A 23259-nucleotide genomic window follows, 5' to 3' on the forward strand; every position below is an offset into this window, starting at 1 on the left:
GGGCGCTCGCGTGAGGAAGCGTCTTACTTGAAGGCGTCCTTGACGTTCTCGCCGGCCTTCTTGACGTTGGCGGCGGTCTGGTCCTTGTGGCCTTCGGCTTCGAGACGCTCGTTGTCGGTGGCCTTGCCGGTGGCCTCCTTGGCCTTGCCCGCGAGGTCCTGAGCTGCGTTCTTGATCTTGTCGTCGAGTCCCATATCGGCCCCTTCCGTCGATCTGCGTCCGGGTCTGACCCCGGATGCCGGGACGCTTCATCCCGGTTCCCACACGGTAGGTCGACCCGATCCGCACGCGCACCTGCTCGCGTTACGGCCGGGAATGCGGTATGGCCCGCCGTCAGTTCTGCATGTTGATCTGCTGCCCCTTCACGAGCGGATAGTGCACGAGCGAGTCTGCGTCGAGGTCCTCGCGATGCATGTCGACGCCGGAGATCTGGCTGTTCTCGTACGTCGTGTAGTAGTAGACGCCGGTGTCGGTGTTGCAGCACGACGAGTAGATCGTGATCTCGTACTTGCCCTCCTCGCCCACGTGCACGCAGCCGCGCTGCTGAGCCACCGATCCCAGGATCTGGAAGAACTGACTGATCGACTCCGACTCGGACTCGCCCGCGACGGAGTTCATCCTCGTGAACGCGGCTTTGACGAAGCGCGACGACGACGAGAGATCTCCGGGGAGCCCGATCGCGCCCATGCCGCGGCTGTACTGGTCCAGCCCGAGCTCGGGAGCGAAGGTGTTCTCGGGCGGATAGGTCGACAGGTGCATGTAGTCGTTGAGGCCGAACAGCTGGACGTCGAAGGTCGGGTTGTTCGTCAGCACGCCCACGGGATTGTCGTACACCCGCAGCCCTTCGCGAACGCTCTCGACCGTGATCGACCGTGATCGATCCGCGATGATCCAGTGCAGCGGCGACGCCGGGAAGGCGTCGCTGAAGGAGACGTCGGTGATGGTGACGTCGGCAAGCGCCGCCTCGACCTCGTCGACGGTCTCGAAACGACCGAGAACCCAGGGGATGAGCTCGAAGGACGCGATGTTGGTCGTGCCCGCTTTCTCGGGCTTGTAGTCGGCGTTGTCGGGGAAGTTCAGCCCCGCCATGCCGAGCCCGCGCTCGTTGACCGCGTCGTAGTACAGCGGATAGCCGTCGGCGATCGTCGCGATGCCGATGATCGCGTGGTGGCTCTCGAGCGCGTCGGTCGCCCGCAACCGGAAGGGGAAGTTGCGCGGGGTCACGACCACCTCCTCGTGATACGAGAACTCGAGGTCGAGATTGCGGCCGAAATAGTGGTTCTGAGTGGTGTAGCTGACACCTGTGCACACGGTGCACCTCCTGTCACGATGGGCCGCCCGTCGGCCCTCGCCCCACCCCTACCCGACGGCCGACACCGCTCGACAGGGCACTTGACACGCCCACGCCCGGCTTACGACCCGACACTCCCCGAGTCGCGTCCCCGGTGTGAGCGCTCACCTCTCCGTGACAGGATCTCGCACGCCCGCCGCTGACTGCCCCGCAGTTGCGGATTCGTTACCCGCGCAGCTCTTGACACGGCCCGCGTTGTGAGCGCTAACATTCGAGCGTCCCCCCGGGGTGACATGCATCAGAGATCCGGCGACGCCGCCGGACGAAACGAGGAGGTTTCCGATGTCCCAGGTGAAGTCCGTCGTCACCGCGATCGCCATGCTGGGCGTCGTCGCACTCAGCGCCACCGCGTGCGCGAGCTCCAGCTCGCCGGGCGGCTCCGGCGGCGACGACGTCATCACGGTCGGGTTCGCCCAGACCGGTTCCGAGAGCGGATGGCGCAGCGCCAACACCGAGTCGATCAAGGAGGCGTTCTCGGCCGAGAACGGCTTCGACCTGATCTTCAACGCCGCCGACAACAAGCCCGAGGCCCAGATCGCCGCGGTGCGCAGCTTCATCAACCAGGGCGTCGACGCGATCGTCCTCGCCCCCATCGTCAGCGACGGCTGGGACGACGTCCTCAAGGAGGCGAAGGATGCCGGCATCCCCGTCATCCTCGAAGACCGCACCGTCTCGGCATCCGAGGACCTCTACGCCAGCTGGATCGGGCTCGACTTCGAGCAGGAGGGCAAGACCGCCGGCGAGTGGGTCGCCGAGAACTTCGGCTCGAAGCCGACCAACATGGTGATCCTCGAGGGAACGACCGGCTCCTCCGCCGCCACCGATCGGCAGACCGGCTTCGACGCCGCCGTCGCCGGCACCGACATCACGGTCCTCGACTCGCAGACCGGCAACTTCACCCGCGCCGAGGGCAAGACGGTCATGGAGGGCTTCCTGCAGAAGTTCGGCTCCGAGATCAACGTCCTCTTCGCGCACAACGACGACATGGGCCTCGGTGCCCTCGACGCGATCAAGGCGGCCGGCATGAAGCCGGGCACCGACATCCAGATCGTCACGATCGACGCGGTCAAGGACGGCATGACCGCCCTGGCGAACGGCGAGTTCAACTTCATCGTCGAGTGCAACCCGCTGCTCGGCGAGAAGACCGCCGAGGTCGTGAAGTCCGTCGTCGCGGGCGAGTCGGTCGACAAGACCTACATCGTCGAAGACCAGAGCTTCACGCAGGAGCAGGCGAAGGAAGTCCTGGACAGCCGCCCCTACTGATCCGACACCACGAGTGGCGGCCGGTGCGCCGGCCGCCACTCTCCCCCTCCAGAAAGCGGGTCGATGATGACAACGGAACGCCCGGTCGCAGTCGCGATGCGCGGGATCACCATCCAGTTCCCCGGCGTGAAGGCGCTCGACGCCGTCGATCTCACGCTCTACGGCGGCGAGATCCACTCCCTCATGGGAGAGAACGGCGCCGGCAAGTCCACGCTCATCAAGGCGCTCACCGGCGTCTACGCGATCGACAGCGGCAGCATCGTCGTCGACGGACGCGAACGCTCGTTCCGCAGCACGGCCGACGCCCAGGCCGCGGGCGTATCGACGGTCTACCAGGAGGTGAACCTGTGCGCGAACCTGTCGGTCGCCGAGAACGTGATGCTCGGCAACGAGGTGCGCCGCGGCGGACGCATCGACTGGCGAGCGACCCACGAGGCGGCCGCCGGCCATCTCGCGGAGCTCGGTCTCGACATCGACACGCGTTCGGTGCTGGCCAGCCACTCGATCGCGGTGCAGCAGCTGGTCGCGATCAGCCGCTCGATGGTCATCGACACGCGCGTCCTGATCCTGGACGAGCCGACGTCGAGCCTCGACCGCGGCGAGGTCGAGCAGCTGTTCGCCGTCATGCGGCGCCTCCGCGACCGCGGCGTCGCCATCCTGTTCGTCTCGCACTTCCTCGACCAGATCTACGAGATCTCCGACCGTCTCACGGTGCTGCGAAACGGCGGGCTCGTCGGGGAGTACCCCATCGCCGAGCTCGGACGCGAGGCCCTCGTGGCGCGCATGATCGGACGCGAGCTGAGCGCCCTCGACGCCCTGTCGTCGACGGCGGAGCGCGAGATCGACCGCGACGCCGTCCCGGTCCTGCGCGCCCGGGGCGTCGGCCGGCGCGGCGTCATCGAAGCCGCCGACCTCGACGTGCACCGCGGTGAGGTCGTCGGGCTCGCCGGGCTGCTGGGCTCGGGCCGCACGGAGCTCGCGCGTCTGCTCGCCGGCGCCGACCGCTCGGACGGCGGCACCGTCGAGGTCGACGGTGCCGCCGCGCGCCTGACCAGCCCGCGGCACGCGCTCGACCGCGGCATCGCGTTCTCGTCCGAGGACCGCCGCTCCGAGGGCATCGTCGCCGATCTGACGGTCGCCGAGAACATCGTGCTCGGCGTGCAGGCGCGGCGCGGCGCGCTGCGCCGGGTTCCCCAGAGCGAGCGCGACGCGCTCGTCGCGGAGTACCTCGAAGCGCTCGGCGTCCGCCCCGCCGACCCCAACGCCCTCGTCCGCAACCTCTCGGGCGGCAACCAGCAGAAGGTGCTGCTGGCACGCTGGCTCGCCACCGCCCCCGAACTGCTCATCCTCGACGAGCCCACCCGCGGCATCGACGTCGGCGCGAAGGCCGACATCCAGCGCAAGGTCGCCGAGCTCGCGGCTCGGGGACTGGCCGTCGTGTTCATCTCCTCGGAGCTCGAGGAGGTGCTGCGCATCGCGCAACGCGTCGCGGTCCTGCGCGATCGCCGCAAGATCGGCGAGCTGATGACGCAGGATGTGGACGTCGACACACTGGTCGCCTTCATCGCCGAGGGCGACGCCGAGGACCCCTCGGGTAAGGAGAAGATCACGTGAAGAAGCTGTTCACGCACCGGCTCGTCTGGCCGGTGCTCGCCCTCGTGGCCCTGATCGCGGTCAACACCGTGTCGCGGCCCTCGTTCCTGAGCGTGACGGTGCAGAACGGGCAGCTGTACGGCTCGCTCATCGACATCCTCCGCAACAGCGCCCCGCTCATGCTCGTCGCCCTCGGGATGACGCTCGTGATCGCCACGCGAGGGATCGACCTCTCGGTCGGCGCGATCATGGCGGTATCGGGCGCCGTCGCCCTGACGATCATCGAGGCCTCGCCCGAGCCGGGGAACCTCGGCATCGTCGCGATCGCCATCGCGGCGGGCGTGGGCACCTCGCTCGTCCTCGGCGCCTGGAACGGCTTCCTCGTCGCCGTGCTCGGCATCCAGCCGATCATCGCCACCCTCGTCCTCATGCTCGCCGGGCGGGGCGTCGCCCTGCTCATCACCCGCGGGTTCATCACGACGATCAACAGCGAGCCCTACCAGTTCATGGCGCAGGGCTACGTCTTCGGTCTCCCCTTCGCCCTGTGCGTCTCGGTCGCCGCGATCGTCGTCGTCGCCGTCGTCCAGCGGCGCACCGCCCTGGGGATGCTGACCGAGGCGGTCGGCATCAATCCCGAGGCCAGCCGGCTGGCGGGCGTCCGTTCCCGCGGGATCATCTGGGGCACCTACATCGCCAGCGGCACCCTCGCCGGCATCGCCGGCATCCTCTACAGCTCGAACATCATGGCCGCCGACGCGAACGCAGCCGGCATGTACATCGAGCTCGACGCCATCCTCGCCGTCGTGCTCGGCGGCACCTCCCTCGCCGGCGGTAAGTTCAGCATCGCCGGCACCGTCATCGGCGTATTCACGATCCAGACCCTCAAGACCACGATCACCTTCCTCGGGGTGCCGCCCGCCGTGAGCCCCGTTTTCATGGCCGGAGCGGTACTGGTAGTCGTCCTGCTCCAGTCGCGCCGCGTGCGCGGCTGGTTCACCTCCGGCGCCCGCCCCGCGGCTCGCCCCGTCTCCACCCGCTCCGACGCGAAGGTGCTGTCATGACATCGCTCACCGCTGCTCCCCGCGCGCACGAACGCGCCCTGGCCCCGTGGCGCCGCTTCCTCAGCCGCCACATCGCCCTCGTGCCGGTGTTCGCCGCCGCCGCGATCCTCGTCATGATGATCGTGGGCGCGATGATCAACTTCCCGAACTTCCAGCTGCCCCGCATCCTGTCGTCGATCCTGCTCGACAACGCCTACCTCTTGGTGCTCGCGGTGGGGATGACGTTCGTGATCCTCACCGGCGGCATCGACCTCTCGGTCGGCGCCGTGATGGCGTTCACCGGCATCCTGTGCGCACGGCTCTTGTCGGAAGGAGTGCCTGTCGCGGTCGCGGTCCCGGCGATGATCGCGATCGGCGGTGCGATCGGCCTGCTCATCGGCGTGCTCGTCCAGTTCTTCGACGTGCAGCCCTTCATCGCCTCGCTCATCGGGATGTTCCTCGCGCGCGGCCTCGCCTTCGTCGTGAGCCTCGAGTCGATCAAGGTCGCCGACGAGGGGCTGCTGTGGCTGCAGTCGACCCGGCTGTCGGTCGGCGGCGGCTGGTACATCACGCCCACCGGCATCCTGGCCCTGCTCACCGTCGTGCTCGCGGCCCTGGTGCTGCGTTACACGCGCTTCGGTCGCACCGTCTACGCCATCGGCGGCAGCGAGCAGTCGGCGCGCCTCATGGGCCTGCCGGTCGTCCGCACCCGCCTGCTGGTGTACGTCATCAGCGGTGTATGCGCCGGAATCGCCGGCATCGTGCTCACGGCTTACTCGGGAGCGGGCTACCCCCTCAACGGCGTCGGAACCGAGCTCGACACGATCGCCGCGGTCGTCATCGGCGGCACCCTCCTCACAGGAGGCAGCGGCTTCGTCGTCGGGTCGCTCATCGGTGTGTTCGTCTACGGCCTCATCCGCACGATCATCTCGTTCCTGGGCGCCGAGCAGTCGTGGACGCGCATCACCGTGGGTGCGCTGCTGCTCGTGTTTGTCGTGGTCCAGCGGGTGATCGTCAGCCGATCAGCGACGCGGCGGTGACGGCCCGCCGCGCCGCGGCAGCGCGGCGGGCCGTCGGCGCGGCATGATGGTGCGCATGGATCCCGAGGCGGCGCCGACGCTCGAGGTGCGCGGCGCCGACGTGCGCTTCGGCCCCGAGCAGGCGCTCGCGAACGTCGAGCTGCGGCTGTTCGCGGGCGAGGTGCACTCGCTGATGGGCGAGAACGGCGCGGGAAAGTCGACGCTCATCAAGGCGATCACCGGGGCGCTCCGCCTGGACGCCGGCGACATCCTGCTCGACGGGACGCCGGTGCACCTCGCGCGCCCCGCCGACGCGCTGGCGGCGGGTATCTCCACCGTCTACCAGGAGATCGACCTGCTGCCGAACCTCACGGTCGCCGAGAACCTCTCGCTCGGACGTGAGCCGCGTCGGTTCGGGATGATCGATCACGGCGAGATGCGGCGACGCGCGGCGACCGCGCTCGAGTCCCTCGGGGTCTCGATCGACCCGGGTTCGCTGTTGTCGTCGCACTCGCTCGCGGTGCAGCAGCTCGTGGCCATCGCGCGGGCGGTGTCGGGCGCGAACCTCCGTGTGCTCATCCTCGACGAGCCGACCTCGAGCCTCGACGCCGATGAGGTCGCCGAGCTGTTCCGCGTCGTCCGCGAACTGACGGCCCGGGGCGTCGCCGTGCTGTTCGTGTCGCACTTCCTCGACCAGGTCTACGAGCTGTGCGACCGCGTCACGGTGCTGCGCGGAGGCCGGTTCGTCGGCGAGTACTCCACCACCGAGCTGCTGCGCGTCGAGCTCGTCGAGAAGATGCTCGGCGACTCCGCCGCCCGGCTCGCCGCGATCGACGAGGACACCCCGCCTCCGAGCGAAGGCCCCCTCGTGCTGTCGGCCCGCGGTGCGCGCTCGGGCCGGACACGGCATCCGTTCGACCTGGAGCTGGTCGAGGGCGAGGTGATCGGTTTCGCGGGCCTGCTCGGCTCCGGGCGCACCGAGCTCGCCCGTGCGCTCACGGGGGTCGACGGGCTCGACGAGGGCTCGGTGCTTCTGGACGGCGCCCCGCTCGGCGGGCGCGGGCCGCGGTCGGCGATCGGGCGGGGCGTCGTGTACTCGTCGGAGAACCGTCGCACCGAGGGCGTGCTGGGCGATCTCAGCGTGCTCGAGAACATCACGCTCGCCCTGCAGGCGCAGCGCGGCATCCTGCGTCCCGTGGGCGCCGCCCGCGCTCGCGAGCTCGCCCGGAGCTGGATCGAGGCTCTCAACATCCGGCCCGCCGACATCGACCGCCCGGTCCGGGAGCTCTCCGGCGGCAACCAGCAGAAGGTGCTGCTCGCCCGGTTGCTCGCGCTGTCGCCGCGCGTCGTCGTGCTCGACGAGCCGACGCGCGGCATCGACGTGGGCGCGAAGGCCGAGGTGCAGCGGCTGGTCGGCGAACTCGCCGACAACGGTGTCTCCGTCGTCTACATCTCAGCCGAGCTCGACGAGGTGCTGCGCGTCTCGCACACCATCGCGGTCATCCGGGACGGCCGTATCGCCCACGTCCTTCCGGCCGCCGATCTGAACTCCGACCTGCTGATCGCGCTCGTGGCGCGCGCCGACGAGACCGCCGCCGAATCCGCCGCCGACAAGACCGAAGAGGCCGATGACTGACGCGCGCACGCCCCGGGCGGCGAACATCTTCGACGTCGCGAGACTGGCCGGTGTCTCGCACCAGACGGTCTCACGGGTGCTCAACGACATGCCGAACGTGCGGCCCGCGACGCGCGAACGCGTGGAGAAGGCGATCGCGCAGCTGCGCTACAGCCCCTCCCCCGCGGCTCGGGCGCTCGTGACCCGCCGCACCCGAACGATCGGCCTCATCACCCCCGGCACGGTCCAGTTCGGGCCGACGTCGGTCGCGACCCACTTCAACTTCGCCGCGCGGTCGGAGCGCTACAACGTCGACGCGATCAGCTCGCCCGAGAGCGATGTCGTCGCCGTGCGCGCGGCGATCGACGGGCTGCTGCGGCAGCGCGTCGACGCCATCGTCCTCATCGTCGTCGATCTCGACGTGCTGGCCGCCGTGCAGGGGCTCGAACTCGACATCCCGCTCGTCGCCGTCGCCGCCACCAGCCGCCCGCACCCGCAGCTCGTGGCGATCGACCAGTACCGCGGCGCGCGCAGTGCCGTGCGCCATCTCGCCGAGAGCGGGCACCGGCGCATCCATCACATCGCGGGCCCCGCCCGCAACCCCGATGCCGCCGAGCGCGTGCGCGGCTGGCGCGACGAGCTCGTCGCGAGGCGGCTGGACATCCCGCCGCTCACGTACGGCGACTGGTCGGCGGCGAGCGGTTTCGGCATCGCCATCGAGAGCGACATCGCCCCGGGCGACGGCATCTTCGTGGGCAACGACCACATGGCGATCGGCGTGCTCTCTGCTCTGCGTGAGCGCGGCCTGCGGGTCCCCGAGGACGTCGGCATCGTCGGCTTCGACAACGTCCCCGAGGCCGCCTTCCTCTACCCCGCCCTCACCACCGTGGAACAGGACTTCCCGGCGCTCGGCGCCCTGATCATGCAGAAGGTGCTGCTCGTGGTGGAGCAGCCCGACGTCGTGACCGAGGCCACTCCGCTGCCGACCCGCCTCATCGTCCGGCAGTCGTCGGTCTCGGACGGCTGAGCTCCGCGCTCCCAGCGTTCTCGTGACCGGGTGCGGCACGATCGTTCCCATGGTCTCTCGATCCCGGATGCGGCGGCGACGTCGGCGGATCGGGATCGCCGCGGTCCTCGTTCTGGTCCCCGTGCTGCTGGTCACGGTGATCGTGGCGATCGGCGTGACCGCGACGAACCTCGCGATGCGTCCGGGCGACGCGCGGCCGGGCGACGCGCGGCCGGGCGAACAGCCGCGCTCCCTCCCGCCGAACGCGGGGGCCATCGACCCCGGCAACCTCATCGACGACGCGCTGTTCTTCGATCGCGACGCGCTCTCCGCCGCCGAGATCCAGGACTTCCTCGACGACCGCATCGGCGAATGCGTGAACGGGGCGTGTCTGAATGTCGCGACCGCCGGCATCTCGTCGCGCGAGGCGCGCGTGTCTGAGCGCACGGGCGAGGTCATCTGCCGAGCGATCGAGGGCGGCGAGCTGTCCGTCGCGGAGATCATCCACCGTGCGCAGGAGGCCTGCGGGATCTCGGCCCGCGTCATCCTCGTGACCCTCCAGAAGGAGCAGTCCCTGGTCGAGGGACGCGCGGCCCGGGCACCGTCGGAGGGCCGGCTGCGTGCGGCGATGGGCGCCAGCTGCCCCGACACCGCCCCCTGTGATCCGCAGTACGACGGCGTCGGCGCGCAGATCGTCGCCGGGGCGACCGACCTGGCCTCGTACCGGGCGTCGGACTTCATGCGCCAGCCCGGCACGCATTTCATCGCCTTCCACCCCGACCCCGCGTGCGGCGGGACGGATGTCGCGATCGAGAACGACGCGACGGCGGCGCTGTACAACTACACGCCCTATCAGCCCGACCCGGCCGCGATGTCGGCGGGGTGGGGCCCGGGCGGCCCCTGCTCGTCGTACGGCAACCGCAACTTCAGTTACTACTTCGCGCTGTGGTTCGGTTCGGTGCGAGCCGGATGAGGATTCCCGCCGGATAAGTGCCCGCTGTGCGCCTGCTCTGCGCGCACAGGGGGAACCACTATCGTGCGTCAGGTGACGACATCCCCCCGCGACCTGCGTTCGCTCACCGCGGGCGCCGGCTCCTGGCTGCGCCACCGACCGGTGACGATCCTGATCGCCGTTCTCACGATCGGGCTGAGTGTCGCGGGGCTGATCTTCGAGCCGATCGACTGGGGCTTCATCCCCGCCCAGGACGCCGGTGGCGTCGGCGCGGCGACTCGTCACTGGTGGAGCTCCGTGACCTCGTTGTTCGTCGTCGAGACGGTGCCGGCGCTCATCGTGTTCGTCGTTCTCGTGCTCGTGGTGGTGGGCGCCGCCGAACGGGCGATGGGAAGCGTGCGTACCGTGATCGCGTACCTCGTCGGCGGCGTCGCGGCATCCTTCCTCGGTTTCGCGATCGACCTGTTCGAGCAGACCTACCTCGCCGGCATCCCGTTGAACGCCCCGGCCGTCGACGTGTTCTCCCCCACCGCCCCGCTGCTCGCGACGGCCATGGCGGCCAGCTCGTTCTTCGGCACGATCTGGCGGCGTCGAACTCGGCTGCTGGCGGTGCTCTCGGCCGTGACCCTCTATCTCTACTCGGGCGGCGCCAACGACCTGTTCTCGCTCCTCGCCGTGCCGGTGGGGTTCGCGCTCGGCTTCGCGCTCGGTGGACGCAGCAGCGGTTTCCGCCTCGTGCGCAGCTCGTACTACGAGAAGCGGGTGCTCCTCGCTGCCATCGTCGCGATCACCGCGATCGGCCCGGTCGTCGCCACCGCCTCGGGGTCGGGCGCGGGCCTGCTCTCGATCTACGGCTATCTCTCGATCGACCCGCTGAGCATCGTCGACGGCCAGGTGTGCGCATTCGGCTCGGCCGGCGCCCCCTGCCCCGATGACTTCTCCTCCATCTCCGATCTGCAGGGGTGGTCGAGCGTCGTGGCGCTGCTTCCGCTGATCGTCCTCCTGCTCGCGGCGCGGGGCATCCGCAACGGCCGGCGTATCGCGCTCGAGGTCGCCGTCGCGATCAACCTCGCGATGTTCGCCGGCATGCTCTACACGTTCTTCGTGATCGAGCCCGACACCGTCGCCGCCATCGGCGAGGCCGTCAACGCCGAGACCGCGGATTTCGTGTGGCAGACCCTCACCGGGGTGATCGTCGGCGCGATCGTGCCCTTGGGCGTGGCGATCGTGCTGATCCTCTTCCGGGGAGCCGCCCGGGTGACGACCACCGCCGCGGCCAAGCGCACGTTCGTCCTGACGATCGTGATCGGAACGGCGGCGACGCTCGTCGTCTCGTTCGTCGGAACGCTCCTGATCGCCGACGGCTTCCAGCCCGGGGTCGACGCGCTGATGGTGTTGCGCGCGTTGCCCCTGCGTCTCGTGCCGCCGACCCTCATCCCCTCGGACATCATCGAGTTCGTGCCCGAGTCCGGTGCCGCGCAGGCGATGTGGTACCTCCCGTCGCTGGTGTTCTGGCTGATTCTGGTCGTCGCTGTCGCACGCGTGCTCGTCGACTCGCGCACCGTGCTCGACGCGCCCGACCGGCTGCGCGCCCGGGGCGTGCTCGAACGCGGTGGCGGCGACACGCTGTCGTTCATGTCGACGTGGCGCGGCAACTCCTACTGGTTCGCCCCCGATGCCGACGCCGCGATCGCCTACCGCGTGCGCGGCACGATCGCGGTGACCCTCGGCGGTCCGTTCGGACCCGACCACGACCGGCCCGACGTGGTGTCGGGCTTCGTGGAGTTCTGCGGCGCACACGGCTGGACGGCGGTCTTCTACAGCGTCGACGCGCGCGAGGGCAGCGTCTTCGACCACCTCGGCTGGCAGCGGATGCCGGTGGCCGAGGAGGCCGTGCTGCGCCTGCCCGACTGGAACACGGCGGGCAAGAAACGGCAGGACATCCGCACCGCGACCAACCGGGCCTCGCGCGAGGGGATCGCCGCCGTGTGGACGTCGTGGCGGGAGCTCACCTCGAACCAGCACGCTCAGATCCGCGAGATCTCCGAGGGCTGGGTCGCCGACCGCTCGCTGCCCGAGATGGAGTTCACTCTCGGCGGTGTCGACGAGCTCGACGACCCGGCCGTGCGGGTGATGATGGCGGTGCACGAGAGCGGCCGGATCGAGGCGGTCACGAGCTGGCTGCCGATGTTCGAGCACGGAGCCGTGACGGGTTACACCCTCGATTTCATGCGCCGGCGTGGCGACGCGATGAACGGGATCATGGAATTCGTCATCGGCGCCGCCGCCGACCGGATGAAGAGCGACGGGCTCGGGCTGCTGAGCCTGTCGGGCTCGCCGCTGGCCTCGACGCAGCTCGGCGATGACGCCGAGCGCACCAACGTCGCGCGACTGCTCGACCTGCTGGGCGGGCTGCTCGAGCCGGCCTACGGGTTCCGGTCGCTGCTGAACTTCAAGCGCAAGTTCCAGCCCGAGTTCGTGCCGCTGTGGGCCGTGTACCCCGACCCCGCGATGCTGCCGGCGCTGGGCGTCGCTCTGACGCGGTGCTACCTGCCCACCCTCACCCTCGGGCAGGCGGTACGGATGGCGGGGTCGCTGCGCGAGCCCGCCGTCAGCGGCCGAGCCCCCAGTGATCGGCGATGATCTCGAGACCCTGCTGGAAGATGTAGGTCCACGAGGTCGCATCGTGGGCGCTCCCCTGCGCCTCGACGTAGGTGGCATCCATCCCCGCGGCCTGCGCGGCCTGGTAGATCCGCTGCACGCCCGGGAGGAACCCGGCGTCGTTGCTCCCGACGCCGAAGACGGCGGTCATGCCGCGGTACGGCGCGTGGGCCGCCATGATCGCGGCGGGCTTGGCCGCCTCGTAGGCTGCCCGGTCGCCGCCGAAGCCCTGCGCGATCGTCGTCGCCTCGTCACCCAGCGAGGGGAACTCCTCGCCCGAGGCGTCGAGGATCGCGCTGAAGAGCTCGGGGTGGGCCGAACCGAGCTGGATCGAGCAGGTTCCGCCCTGCGACAGGCCGCCGATGCCCCAGAAGTCGGGGGCGTCCAGAACCGGCAGGTTGGCTTTGATCCAGGTCGGCACGTCGACCGTCAGGTAGGTCGCCGAGTTGCCCAGCGGCGAATCGATGCACATCGGGTTGGCGTCGGGCGAGCCGAGCTGATCGGGCGAGACGACGATCGGGGCGAGGCCGTCGTGCGCCGACGCGTAGGCGTCGAGCGACTGCTGCAGGTGGGCGGCGATCAGCGGATCCTGGGGCTGACCGGGCTGTCCGGACAGCACGATCAGCACGGGCAGCAGCGGCGGGTTGTCGGTGAGGGCTGCGGGCGGGCGGTAGATGACGGCCGGGCGGGCGGTGAAGCCGGACGCCGTCGCGGGGATCGTGACCGTGCCGACCTCGCCGGTCGAGGGCATCCCGTCGGGGGCGGTCCAGTCGGCGATCGTCGGACGGTCGGCGTTGCTGTCGAGCGACGGCAGGTCAGCGGAACCGAATGCGGGCATCCCGAGGGCGAGGCGGACGGTCGGGTACTGTCCGAACGCGATGTTCACGCCCATGGCTGCGGTGAGCGCGAAGAGCACGATCGCCAACGGCGCGGCGACGGCCCGGCGCCAGGTGGGACGCCAGAGCGACACCAGGGCGACCCCGATGGCGGCGAACCCGAGCGCGATCCACATCCGCGAGTCGGCCGTGAGGACGACGCCGAACAGGTCGTACTGGTCCGCCAGCAGCCAGGTCAGGCCGATGCCCAGGAGTCCTGCGACGACCGCCGCCGTCGCCGCCGTCATCGTCCAGCGCCGGCGCAGCCAGCGGTTGCTCGGCCGCAGCACGACGAGGAGGACGAACGCGAGGGCAGCCGCGATGCACGTCCCGACGACGGCCGGCCCGGAGAGGATGTTCGTGTCGAGCAGCCAGTTCACATCGACCTCCCGAGGACGGCGCCGCGCCGCAGTGGCGCGACGGGCTCACCGCCCCGCCCCACAGCGTAAACCGGGCCGCGTGCTCGCCTGCGCACGCGGCCCGGTTTTCGCGGCGGTTTCATCAGCTGCGCGACGGCCGCGGACCGGCGAACTCGGGCTGCGGACTCAGTCGGCGTGCTCGGGCGGCCACACGACCGAGAAACGTTCGAAGACGATGTCCTCGTCCTCCGACCACTCGGCGCCACGGGCCGCCGCGACGCGCGTCCAGTAGCGCCGGTGCTCGCGCTGCCAGCTCTCCAGCGAGAGGTCGTCCTCCCCCTCGTCGGCGGCGAAGGCGGCGTCCGCGCTCGCGAACGGCCCGAGGCGCAGCTCTGTGGTGCGGATGACGATGCGCGGGGCGCCCGTGCTGTCGCAGGCGATCCAGTGCGAGCCGATCCGCGGGATGAGGTCGCCCCGCGCGACGAAGTCGGCGACGAGCTCGGCGGTCGCGCGCTTGCCGCCCGCGAGGACGATGCCCAGCAGCTCGTCGGCCAGCCGAGCGTTGTCGCCGAAGTGCTCGACCGTGTACTCGGGAGCCGCGAGGACGGCCTCGGGATGCGCGGACCGGTACTGCTCCCACATCGCCGCGGCCGCGGCCTCGTCGAGGGGCAGGGCGCGGGAGGACCCGGTGGTCTCGGTCATCCCTCCATCCTGGCACCGGACGACACGCCCACCCGGTACGTGCGCACCTCGAAGGGTCGGAGTTCGACGGCCACGCGGCCGGCGTCGTGCACGATCTCGCCGAGGTCGTCCTCGATGAGCGATGCCTCGCGGATCGTCGCCGCACCGTCGATGCGCAGTTCGCCCGCGACACGTCGACCCGCCGGCTCGTACACGCGCACGACGAGGTCGCCCGAGCGATCGGCGGCGAGCTTGACCCCCGAGACCAGGATGCCGGGCGTCGCCGTCACGAGCGGCGCCACGGGCGCTCCGGTGCGCTCGCGCATCGCGGTGTTCAGCGCGAGGCCGGCGGCGGTCGCGGCCTCGATGTCGGCGCCGATCACGAGGCCGTAGCGGTGGCTCTGCTCGCCCTGATCGGTCTCGGGGTCGGGGAAGCGCGGCGCACGCAGCAGCGAGAGCCGAACCGTCGTGGTGACGCCTCGGTCGGGGTCGGCCTCACGCGTGACGTCGTACCCGTAGGTCGAGTCGGTCACGAGGGCGGCCCCGAAGCCCGCTTCGGCGACGTGCACGAAACGGTGCATCGACGTCTCGAACTTCGCCGCCTCCCAACTGGTGTTGGTGTGGGTCACCCGCTTGGCGTAGCCGAACTGCGTCTCGGCCGCGGTGTGCTCGGCCTGGATCGCGAGCGGGAACGCGACCTTGAGGAACTTCTCGACCTCGTGCCAGTCGGTTCGCTGCGAGATCTCGATCGTGCGCGAGCCCGGGCGCAGCACGAGCTCCTGCGTGAGCGCCGAGGCCGAGAACGAGCGGGCGATGCGCACGTGGGCCGCGCCGTCACGGATGTCGGCGGCGAGCGCGTCTATGCCGACGATGTCGGTGACGCGATTGCGGTAGAAGCGGTCGACGTCCCAGGCATCCCACATGTTGGGGAAGTCCTGGTGCAGCTGCAGGAGGTTGGCCGGCTCACCGGTCGGGATCGTCTCGCGGCCGGTGGCGAGATCGATCGCCGAGGTGATGAGCCCCGCGTCCGAGATCGTCACCCGGACGAGATCGTTGGTCAGCACGAATCCGCCGTCGTGCTCGCGCACCTCGACGACACCGGCCGGGGGCGCGGCGGACGCGGCACCGAGACCCGGCACCCCGTCGCGTGTCAGCGGCGAGGCGTTGAAGACGATGCGCTCGTCGCCGCTGCCGGCCAGCAGCTCCTGGGCCCGGTCGATGAGGGCTTCGGCGGCCGCCGCGACGCGCCCGTACTGTTCGACGGCCTCGCGGTGCACCCAGGCGATCGAGGTGCCGGGGAGGATGTCGTGGAACTGCTGCAGCAGCACCTGCCGCCACAGCGCGTCGAGTTCGTCGTAGGGGTAGTCGGCGCCCGTGCGCCAGGCGGCGGTCGCCCACCAGGCCTCGGCCTCGATGAGCAGGTGCTCGGTGCGCCGGTTGCCCTGCTTGGTCTTGTGCTGGCTCGTGAGGGTCGCGCGGTGCAGCTCGAGGTACAGCTCCCCCACCCACACCGGCGGCTTCGGCAACTCCGCCATCGCGCGCTCGAAGAACGCGTCGGGATGCTCCCACTGAACACGCGCGCTGCCTTCGAGGTCGGCCAGTCGCTCGGCCTTGCCGGTCATCTCCCGGGTCGTGCCGCCGCCGCCGTCGCCCCACCCGACGGGGGCGATGGATCCGGATGCCACGCGCGACTCGCGGAACTGCCGCGAGGCCTTGGCGACCTCCATGCCCGACAGCTGCGAGTTGTAGGTGTCCATCGGCGGGAAGTGGGTGAACATCCGCGACCCGTCGATGCCCTCCCAGGCGAAGGTGTGGTGCGGGAACCTGTTGACCTGGTTCCACGAGATCTTCTGCGTGAAGAACCACTCGAACCCCGCGCGGCGCATGAGCTGGGGCAGCGCCGGGGAGTACCCGAACGAGTCGGGCAGCCAGACCCCGCGCGAGCGGATTCCGAACTCCTCCTCGAAGAAGCGCTGCCCGTAGAGGAACTGGCGGGCGATCGCCTCGCCGGTGGGCATGACGGTGTCGGACTCGACCCACATGCCGCCCAGCGGCAGGAAGCGGCCCGTCGCGACGGCATCCTTCACCTTGGCCCACACCTCGGGACGATGCTCCTTGAGCCAGGCGTACTGCTGCGCACTCGACATCCCGTACTGGAAGTCGGCGCTCTCGCCCAGCAGCTCCGTCATCGTCGTGCTCGTGCGCGCGACCTTGCGGATGGTCTCGCGCACCGGCCACAGCCACGCGGAGTCGATGTGCGCGTGGCCGATCGCGGAGATACGGTGTGCGCTGGCCTCGGCGGGCGAGGCCAGCACCTCGGCGAGCGCGGCGCGCGCGTCGGCGGCGGTCTCGGGGATGCGCTGCAGGTCGAGGAGGTCGAGCGCGTCGTCGAGCGCCTGCAGGATGCGCATGCGGCGGGGCGCGGTCTCGGGCAGCTCGGCCTGCAGCTCGACGAGCACCTCGAGGTCGAGCGCGAGCTCGTGCACCTCGGGCTCGAACACGGCGAGGTCCATGTGCCGCACGGTGTAGAGGGCCCGCGGCGAGGACGTCCGGATGTCGCCCTCCTGCGTCGGGAGGAAGGGGTGGTAGTCCAACAGCACGGGGTTGGCCGCGGCCTCGATGTAGAACTCGACCTCCTCGTCGCCCGCCGCCTCCTCGGCGATGCGCACCCACTGGTTGCGCGGGTTGAGCGACTTCACGGGTTCGCCGCTCGGCAGGTACACGAGACCCTCGCACTGGAAGCCGGGCATGTTCGGATCGAAGCCGAGGTCGACGAGGGCCTCGACCCGGCGACCCGCCCACTCGGCCGGCACCCGGCCCCGCACGCGGAACCACGTCGTCGACCACGCCGGCCCCCAGGGCGATCCCGCCTCGAACGGCTCGAACTCCAGCGCCAGTCCGTCGGCAGCGGCGATGGGCTCGCCCGGCAACCGGTTCGCCGCGATCTCGAGTGGGGTGCGGTGCGAGTGGATGGCGGGGCGGATGCGCTCGGTGAGCACGCGAGCGGCGCGGCCGGTGGTGAGGGGGATGTCGTCGTGCATGGGCGGGTGGGTCCGTTCAGTCGGTCGGGCGGTCGGGCGGTCGGGCGGTCGGATCGTCTCAGGGCATGGTGGCGGCGGCGCCACCGCCGAGGACCGGCGCGACGGTGGCGCCGGCGCCGGCATCCACCCGCTCCATCCTCTCGATCCCGCGGGCGGCCAGCAGCGCGTCGTCGGCCTGGCGCGAGGCGAGGACGACCTGCGGGCCGCGGCCGTCGCGCTCGGCGGCGCGCACCCAGGCTTCGAAGAACGCGCCGCCGGGGGCGCATTCCGCGCGATGGGGGCGGGTGTCGTCGAGCACGAGAGCGACGGGCGACGGTGCGGGCCGGGGCGCTCCGCGCAACTCGCGGGCGAGCTCGGCGAAGCGGCGGCCCGTGGGTTTGACCACGCCGTCCTCGTCGATCAGCCCGAGGTCGTACTCGACCGGCGGGAAGTCGAGCATCGAGCGCGCGACGTCGTGCGAGCACCACCACGTGATGCCGGAGAGGACGGGGACGTCGGCGGCGCGGCGCACCGTCTGTTCGAGGAAGTCGGCGGCGTCGTCGCGATCGACGACCGTGACGGGGGCCCCGACCTCCTGCAGCCAGACGGGGCGGTCGGCCAGGGCGTGCCAGGCGGCGGCGAGCTGGACGAGGTACTCGCCATGCCGCACCGACCCGGCACCGAGGCCGCCGTGGCGCTGCGCCGCGCCGTTGAAGACCCACGAGTGGACGACGGTCTCATCTCCCTGCTCGGCCGCATGCCGCGGGAGGAAGGGCTGCCGCTCGTCGTACCAGGTCGCGTCGTAGGCGGCGTGCGTGATGAGGCCCGGCGCGCTCTCGCGGGCGACGCCCAGCAGCCGCACGAGCCACTCCTCGGCCTGCGCCTCGTCGATCGGGTGCGGGTGCGGGTGCGGCCGGGCCGCGAACTGGTTGACCTCGTTGCCGAGGGTGAGCCCCATGACGTTGAGGCGCCCGCGCAGAGCCTCGCCGAGGGCCCGGAGGTACGCCTCCTCCCCCGCGAGGGCGACGGGGTCGGTGAAGATGTTGCGCTCGTGCCACGTCGTGACCCACGCGGGCAGGAAGTCGAAGCTCGACAGGTGACCCTGCAACGCATCGACGTTGACGTCGAGATCGAACTCGGCCGCGGCATCCACCACCTCGCCGATGTCGGCGAGCGCCGCCGGGCGCAGCAGGCCCCGGTTCGGCTGGACGAGGTGCCACAGCGGGAAGAGCCGCACGTGGTCGGCCTCGAGCCCGGCGATCGCCTCGAAATCGCGGCGCACCTCGTCGAGGTCGAGGTCGAGCCACGCGTGGAACCAGCCGGAGCGGGGCGTGTAGTTGACGCCGAATCTCAGTGCGGGGTGGATCTGGGAGGTCATGGGGCCTTCCGGGGTCGGGGACGAGGGCGAGAGGATGCGGGACGGGGCTCAGCCCTTGACCCCGCCCTCCTCGACGCCCTTGAAGAAGTGGCGCTGCAGCGCCGCGAAGACGATCGCGATCGGGATGAACGCGATCATCGAGCCCGCGGCGATCATGCGCTGGTCGTTGGAGAACGTGCCCGACAGGTACTGCAGGCCGATCGTCAGGGTGAACTGGTCGGGACTGGTGAGCACGATGAGCGGCCAGAGGAAGTCGTCCCAGGCGCCGATGAAGCTGAAGATCGCGATGACGGCGACCGTTCCCTTCACCGACGGGAGCGACACGCTCCAGAACCGCTGCAGGGCGTTCGCACCGTCGATGATCGCCGCCTGGTCGATCTCTTCGGGCAGCACCCGGAACGCGTTGTACATCAGCAGCACGTTGAGGGTCGCGACCATCCCCGGCAGCGCGACGCCGAGAAGCGTGTCGGCGAGGCCGAGGTTCCGGATCGTGACGAAGTTGGCGATGATCGTCGCCTCGCCCGGCAGGATCAGGGTGGCCAGGAACAGCCCGATGACGATCTTGCGCCCCCGGAACCGCAGGCGCGACAGCGCGAAGCCGGCCAGGGTCGAGAAGACGACGTTGCCGCCGACGGCGAAGACCGCGACGAAGAGCGAGTTGCCGATGAACTGCCACACGGGGATCGCGTCCATGACGCGCGCGTAGTTGTCGAGCGTGGGCTGCGAGGGCCACAGCTGCGGGATGCGGGTGTAGATGTCTTCGCTCGTGCTCTTGAGCGACGTCGACAGCTGCCACAGGAACGGCCCGATGCTGATGAACAGCACGAACACCAGCAGGGCGTAGCGCGCGACGATCTCACGGGGACGCATCGACCCGAATCCGCCGCCGCGGCGCCGCCGCGGTTTTCCGACCGGCACGGGCCCCAGCTCGGCCTGCTCACGGGTGACGGTGCTCATTCGCTTCTCCTGCTGTTGATCTTGGCCAGGACGAGCATCGGCACGAGGGTCACGAAGAACATGAGGATGCTGAGCGCACTCGCGTAGCCGAGATCGCCCGAGAACCCGCGGGAGTACTGCTGGATCAGCATGACCATCGTCATCGCCTCTCCGCCGGCTCCGCCCGTTCCCCCGGTCATGATGAACACCTCGCTGAAGACGCGGAGCGCGGCGATGCACACCAGCACGGCGATGAGGAACATCGCTCCGCGGACGGCGGGGAGGGTCACGGAGAAGAAGCGGCGCACGGCGCCGGCACCGTCCATCGCCGCGGCCTCGTGCAGGTCGCGGCTGACGTTGCCCAGGGCGGCGAGGTAGATGATCATGTAGAACCCGAGCCCCTTCCACACCGTCAGGCTCACGGCGCTGAGGATGATGAGCCAGCGGTCGGTGAGGAAGGGCAGCGGCTGCTGGATGATCGACATCGCCTGGGCGAGTCCGTTCACCAGCCCGCGGTCGTCGAGCATGAAGGTCCAGATGAGGGCGACCACGACGGCGGAGGCGATGACGGGCGTGTAGAACGCGGTGCGGAAGAACGCGATGCCGGGCAGCTTCTTCTCGACCAGGAGCGCGATGAGCAGCGGGAGGATCGTCAGCAGCGGCAGGCACACGAGCATGAACACGACGCTGTTGAGCAGCGCGCCCATGACCTGGTCGTCGCGGAGGATGAGCTCGAAGTTGCGGAATCCGACGTACTGCTCGTTGCCGCCGAGCGGCTTGGCGTTCGTGAACGCCATGCGGATCGTGTTGAGCGAGGGCCAGATCGAGAAGACCGCGAGCCACAGCAGGGCCGGGGCGAGGAAGAGCCAGGGCGTCCAGGCGCGCGTCGCCCTCGCGGGTCCATGTCCGGCCCCCGCGGCCGGGGCGACCCCGGCCGCGGGGAGGTTGGTGACGGTCATGGCCGGGCCTACTGGCGTGCCAGCAGGTCGTTGAGCTTCTCGACCGACTTGTCGAGCGCCTCCTGGCCCGAGATGTCGCCGCGGATGGCCAGGGCGATCTGCTGGTTCAGGTAGTCGTTCATCGCGCCGTTGACCGAGTAGGGCGTGAGCACCTCGGCGGTCTTCAGCGACTCGAAGCCGGTGATGCGGGCCTTGGCGGAGGGCGTGCCGTCGTCCTCGGTGAAGTAGGGGTCGGCGTCGGATCCCTGCGTCGAGGGGAACACGTTCGCGATGTGCGCGAAGGCGTTCTGGTTCTCGGCGTTCGTGACGAACTCCGCGAAGGCCAGCGCCGCGGCGAGGTTCTCGCTGCCGGCCGCCACGCTCACGCCCTGCACGTACAGGGGCGAGATGTTCAGGGCGGGGCTGATGGCGACGTTGCCCTTCAGGCTCGGGTTGTTCTCCTCGAACGAGTCGATGGCGGTCGCGCCCCCGGTCGTCCACGCGACCTTGCCCTGCGTGAACAGCTGCGCGTTGCCGAGGTAGTCGGCGTTGAGCACGGTCGGCGGCATCTCGCCGTTCGCGTACGCCTTCGCGTAGCGGTCGACCAGCGCCGCAGCCTCGGGGGTGTTGAAGACGAACTCGGTGCCGTCGTCGTTGAGGATGTCGATGCCCTCGAGGGTGAAGTCGCCGATGCCGGGCACGCGGCTGATGAGGTAGTTGTCGGGGCAGGCGTCCGCCATCGTGGCCGCCTGGGCGAAGAGCTCGTCGGTCGTCTGGGGCGGGTTCGCGGAGTCGAGGCCGCACGCGTCGAGCTGGGTGGAGTTCCAGTAGTTGACGTCGGTGCCGAGGTACCAGGGGTAGCCGTACACGCCCTCGACGCCGTCGAAGCGGTAGGCGTCGACCGACCCCTCGAAGTAGGTCGACTCGAGGTCGGTGGCTGTGCTGACGTCGTAGAGCAGGTTCTGCTTCGCCAGGGGCAGCGCGAAGTCGGGCGGCAGGTTGATGACGTCGGGAAGCGTGTTCGTCGACGCCTGCGAGAGCACCTTCTCGGAGTATCCGTCGCCGGGCTGGTCGAGCAGTTCGACGGTGACGTCGGGGTACTTCTCCTCGAAGGCGTCGATGACGCCGTCGAGGTACTCGGCGTAGGTGGGGGTCAGCGACCAGGTCTGGAACCGGATCGAGCCCGCGACCTCGCCGTCGGGGTCCGAGCCGGCTCCGGTCCCGCTCGAGCAGCCGGCCAGCAGCGCGGTGGCGGCGAGCAGTCCGAGCCCGGCGACAGCCGGTGTGCGCAGGTTCCTCATGGTGTGCAACTCCTTCGTATGCAAACGGTGCGACGGGGTATAGCCTGAGCAACTAAACCGAGTAAGTCGAGGATGGACTTATCCGGTTCAGTTCTCGAGGAGGAGCGGATGTCGACACCGCGGAAACGGGCGACCATCGCCGACATCGCCCACCGGGTCGGCGTGTCGAAGGCGGCGGTGTCGTTCGCGCTCAACGACAGACCCGGGGTCAGCGCCGAGCTGCGTGACCGCGTGCTCGCCGTCGCCGCCGAGCTGCGCTACCGCCCCAACTCCGCCGCCCTGGCGCTGGGACGCTCGCGCGTCGACGTCATCGGCCTCGTGATCAACCGCCCCGCCCGGACCCTCGGCACCGAGGCGTTCTTCCCCGAGCTGATGGCCGGCATCCAGGCCGGGCTCTCCGAGACCCACACCGGGCTGCAGACCCTCGTCGTCTCCTCTCTCGAGGAGGAACTCGCGGCGTACAGCACCTGGCAGGCGACGCAACGGGTCGACGGGGTGATCGTCGTCGACCCGCGCCGGGACGACGCCCGCATCGCGCTCCTGGCCGAGCTCGACCTGCCGGCGGTGCAGATCGGCAGCCATCCGAGCACGGACGCCGCGATCCCGAGTGTCTGGATCGACGACCACGCCGTGGCGACGGCGCTGTTCGAGACCCTCTTCGACCTCGGGCACCGCCGCGTCGCGCATGTGACGGGCCCCCTCGACTTCGAGCACACCGAGCTGCGCCGGTCCGCCCTGAGCGAGTGCGCCCGGCGCTACGACGCCCCGCCGCCGATGTCGATCGAGACGGACTACTCCGCGGAGCAGTCGGCCGAGGCCACGCGGGCGCTCCTCGGCGGCGACGAGCGGCCGACCGCGCTGGTCTACGACAACGACGTCATGGCCCTCGCGGGGCTGCGCGTCGCACAGGAGCTCGGCGTCCCGGTCCCCGCCGCCGTATCGGTCGCGAGCTTCGACGACTCGATCGCGATGCGGCTCGTGCGCCCCTCCATCACCGCGCTCACGCGCGACACCTACGCCCTCGGCGAGCTCGCCGCCCGGACGCTGATGGAGGTCATCGGATCGGACGCCCCGGTAGCGTCCGTGGCTGCGGCCCCGCCGGCGCTGTCGGCGCGCGAGAGCACGGCGCCCGCGAACGCCTCCACCTGAGCGAGGTCGATCCGGGATGTCGCTTCGAAGCGCACGGCCGCGAGGGGCGCCCCGGCATCGCCCCGCACGGCGAAGGGGCGCGTCTGCGATGCGGTCTCGAAAGCCTCGTCGACGCGCTCGTC

18 protein-coding genes are annotated in these 23259 nt (G+C 70.3%); 9 read left to right on the forward strand and 9 right to left on the reverse strand.

Annotated features, from left to right (window positions below):
* Positions 1-23: 23 nt before the first annotated feature.
* Positions 24-194, reverse strand: coding sequence for a CsbD family protein (locus tag C1N74_RS13400; protein WP_023954312.1), 171 nt, complete (start codon positions 192-194; stop codon positions 24-26).
* Positions 195-333: 139 nt separating this feature from the next.
* Positions 334-1311, reverse strand: coding sequence for a choloylglycine hydrolase (gene bsh / locus C1N74_RS13405; RefSeq protein ID WP_071919120.1), 978 nt, complete (start codon positions 1309-1311; stop codon positions 334-336).
* Positions 1312-1633: 322 nt separating this feature from the next.
* Here bsh and C1N74_RS13410 point away from each other — a divergent pair, with 322 nt between their 5' ends.
* The 8 genes from C1N74_RS13410 (at position 1634) to C1N74_RS13445 (ending at position 12482) form a co-directional block, all read left to right on the forward strand.
* A complete protein-coding gene (locus C1N74_RS13410; protein WP_023954308.1) occupies positions 1634-2614 on the forward strand; it encodes an ABC transporter substrate-binding protein in 981 nt (326 codons plus the stop codon).
* Positions 2615-2680: 66 nt separating this feature from the next.
* The gene (locus C1N74_RS13415) at positions 2681-4228 is read left to right on the forward strand and encodes a sugar ABC transporter ATP-binding protein (protein WP_258317928.1); all 1548 of its coding nucleotides are present in this window, start codon (positions 2681-2683) and stop codon (positions 4226-4228) included.
* A complete protein-coding gene (locus C1N74_RS13420) occupies positions 4225-5268 on the forward strand; it encodes an ABC transporter permease (RefSeq protein ID WP_064955389.1) in 1044 nt (347 codons plus the stop codon). Before C1N74_RS13415 ends, C1N74_RS13420 begins: the two co-directional genes overlap by 4 nt.
* Positions 5265-6287 (forward strand): sugar ABC transporter permease YjfF, encoded by a 1023-nt coding sequence (locus C1N74_RS13425; RefSeq protein ID WP_071919118.1) that lies wholly within the window; start codon positions 5265-5267, stop codon positions 6285-6287. The genes C1N74_RS13420 and C1N74_RS13425 overlap by 4 nt, the downstream gene beginning before the upstream one ends.
* Positions 6288-6333: 46 nt before the next feature.
* Entirely contained in the window at positions 6334-7902 is a 1569-nt protein-coding gene (locus C1N74_RS13430; RefSeq protein ID WP_064955429.1) for a sugar ABC transporter ATP-binding protein, read from the forward strand.
* Positions 7895-8908, forward strand: a complete 1014-nt coding sequence (locus tag C1N74_RS13435; RefSeq protein ID WP_023954298.1) for a LacI family DNA-binding transcriptional regulator — start codon at positions 7895-7897, stop codon at positions 8906-8908. Before C1N74_RS13430 ends, C1N74_RS13435 begins: the two co-directional genes overlap by 8 nt.
* Positions 8909-8957: 49 nt before the next feature.
* Positions 8958-9860 (forward strand): hemagglutinin, encoded by a 903-nt coding sequence (locus tag C1N74_RS13440; RefSeq protein WP_137750711.1) that lies wholly within the window; start codon positions 8958-8960, stop codon positions 9858-9860.
* Between the two features lie 72 nt (positions 9861-9932).
* Positions 9933-12482, forward strand: coding sequence for a bifunctional lysylphosphatidylglycerol flippase/synthetase MprF (locus C1N74_RS13445; protein WP_137750712.1), 2550 nt, complete (start codon positions 9933-9935; stop codon positions 12480-12482).
* Here the strand turns inward: C1N74_RS13445 and C1N74_RS13450 are convergent.
* The 7 genes from C1N74_RS13450 to C1N74_RS13480 form a co-directional block, all read right to left on the reverse strand.
* A complete protein-coding gene (locus C1N74_RS13450; protein WP_023954292.1) occupies positions 12451-13755 on the reverse strand; it encodes an esterase family protein in 1305 nt (434 codons plus the stop codon). The two genes, C1N74_RS13445 and C1N74_RS13450, sit on opposite strands and share 32 nt — an antisense overlap.
* Positions 13756-13920: 165 nt before the next feature.
* Complete coding sequence (locus tag C1N74_RS13455; protein ID WP_023954290.1) at positions 13921-14436, reverse strand: ASCH domain-containing protein; 516 nt, start codon at positions 14434-14436, stop codon at positions 13921-13923.
* Complete coding sequence (locus tag C1N74_RS13460) at positions 14433-17456, reverse strand: glycoside hydrolase family 38 C-terminal domain-containing protein (RefSeq protein ID WP_137750713.1); 3024 nt, start codon at positions 17454-17456, stop codon at positions 14433-14435. The genes C1N74_RS13455 and C1N74_RS13460 overlap by 4 nt, the downstream gene beginning before the upstream one ends.
* 58 nt (positions 17457-17514) lie before the next feature.
* Positions 17515-18813: a glycosyl hydrolase gene (locus C1N74_RS13465; RefSeq protein WP_219994742.1), complete on the reverse strand. Its 1299-nt coding sequence runs from the start codon at positions 18811-18813 to the stop codon at positions 17515-17517.
* A 48-nt stretch (positions 18814-18861) separates the two neighbouring features.
* On the reverse strand, positions 18862-19770 hold the full coding sequence (locus tag C1N74_RS13470) for a carbohydrate ABC transporter permease (RefSeq protein ID WP_023954284.1): 909 nt from the start codon (positions 19768-19770) through the stop codon (positions 18862-18864).
* Positions 19767-20708 carry a carbohydrate ABC transporter permease gene (locus C1N74_RS13475; protein WP_083990490.1) on the reverse strand — a complete coding sequence of 314 codons (942 nt, stop codon included), beginning with the start codon at positions 20706-20708 and terminating at the stop codon, positions 19767-19769. The genes C1N74_RS13470 and C1N74_RS13475 overlap by 4 nt, the downstream gene beginning before the upstream one ends.
* 8 nt (positions 20709-20716) lie before the next feature.
* Entirely contained in the window at positions 20717-21988 is a 1272-nt protein-coding gene (locus tag C1N74_RS13480) for an ABC transporter substrate-binding protein (RefSeq protein ID WP_197690594.1), read from the reverse strand.
* Positions 21989-22096: 108 nt separating this feature from the next.
* On the opposite strand from C1N74_RS13480, the gene C1N74_RS16685 reads away from it, so the two are divergent.
* The gene (locus tag C1N74_RS16685; RefSeq protein WP_081731794.1) at positions 22097-23137 is read left to right on the forward strand and encodes a LacI family DNA-binding transcriptional regulator; all 1041 of its coding nucleotides are present in this window, start codon (positions 22097-22099) and stop codon (positions 23135-23137) included.
* Positions 23138-23259: the final 122 nt, after the last annotated feature.

The sequence above is a fragment of the Microbacterium sp. SGAir0570 genome, assembly GCF_005491085.2.
Lineage (GTDB): Bacteria > Actinomycetota > Actinomycetes > Actinomycetales > Microbacteriaceae > Microbacterium > Microbacterium arborescens.

Excerpts from the sequence above, each read along its gene's own strand:
- C1N74_RS13425 (WP_071919118.1), top strand. The coding sequence starts at position 5,265 with ATGACATCGCTCACCGCTGCTCCCCGCGCGCACGAACGCGCCCTGGCC.
- C1N74_RS13400 (WP_023954312.1), bottom strand. The coding sequence starts at position 194 with ATGGGACTCGACGACAAGATCAAGAACGCAGCTCAGGACCTCGCGGGC.
- C1N74_RS13465 (WP_219994742.1), bottom strand. The coding sequence starts at position 18,813 with ATGACCTCCCAGATCCACCCCGCACTGAGATTCGGCGTCAACTACACG.
- C1N74_RS13415 (WP_258317928.1), top strand. The coding sequence starts at position 2,681 with ATGACAACGGAACGCCCGGTCGCAGTCGCGATGCGCGGGATCACCATC.
- C1N74_RS13430 (WP_064955429.1), top strand. The coding sequence starts at position 6,334 with ATGGTGCGCATGGATCCCGAGGCGGCGCCGACGCTCGAGGTGCGCGGC.
- C1N74_RS13470 (WP_023954284.1), bottom strand. The coding sequence starts at position 19,770 with ATGAGCACCGTCACCCGTGAGCAGGCCGAGCTGGGGCCCGTGCCGGTC.
- C1N74_RS13440 (WP_137750711.1), top strand. The coding sequence starts at position 8,958 with ATGGTCTCTCGATCCCGGATGCGGCGGCGACGTCGGCGGATCGGGATC.
- C1N74_RS13475 (WP_083990490.1), bottom strand. The coding sequence starts at position 20,708 with ATGACCGTCACCAACCTCCCCGCGGCCGGGGTCGCCCCGGCCGCGGGG.
- C1N74_RS16685 (WP_081731794.1), top strand. The coding sequence starts at position 22,097 with ATGTCGACACCGCGGAAACGGGCGACCATCGCCGACATCGCCCACCGG.
- C1N74_RS13410 (WP_023954308.1), top strand. The coding sequence starts at position 1,634 with ATGTCCCAGGTGAAGTCCGTCGTCACCGCGATCGCCATGCTGGGCGTC.
- C1N74_RS13435 (WP_023954298.1), top strand. The coding sequence starts at position 7,895 with ATGACTGACGCGCGCACGCCCCGGGCGGCGAACATCTTCGACGTCGCG.
- C1N74_RS13460 (WP_137750713.1), bottom strand. The coding sequence starts at position 17,456 with ATGCACGACGACATCCCCCTCACCACCGGCCGCGCCGCTCGCGTGCTC.
- C1N74_RS13455 (WP_023954290.1), bottom strand. The coding sequence starts at position 14,436 with ATGACCGAGACCACCGGGTCCTCCCGCGCCCTGCCCCTCGACGAGGCC.
- C1N74_RS13480 (WP_197690594.1), bottom strand. The coding sequence starts at position 21,988 with ATGAGGAACCTGCGCACACCGGCTGTCGCCGGGCTCGGACTGCTCGCC.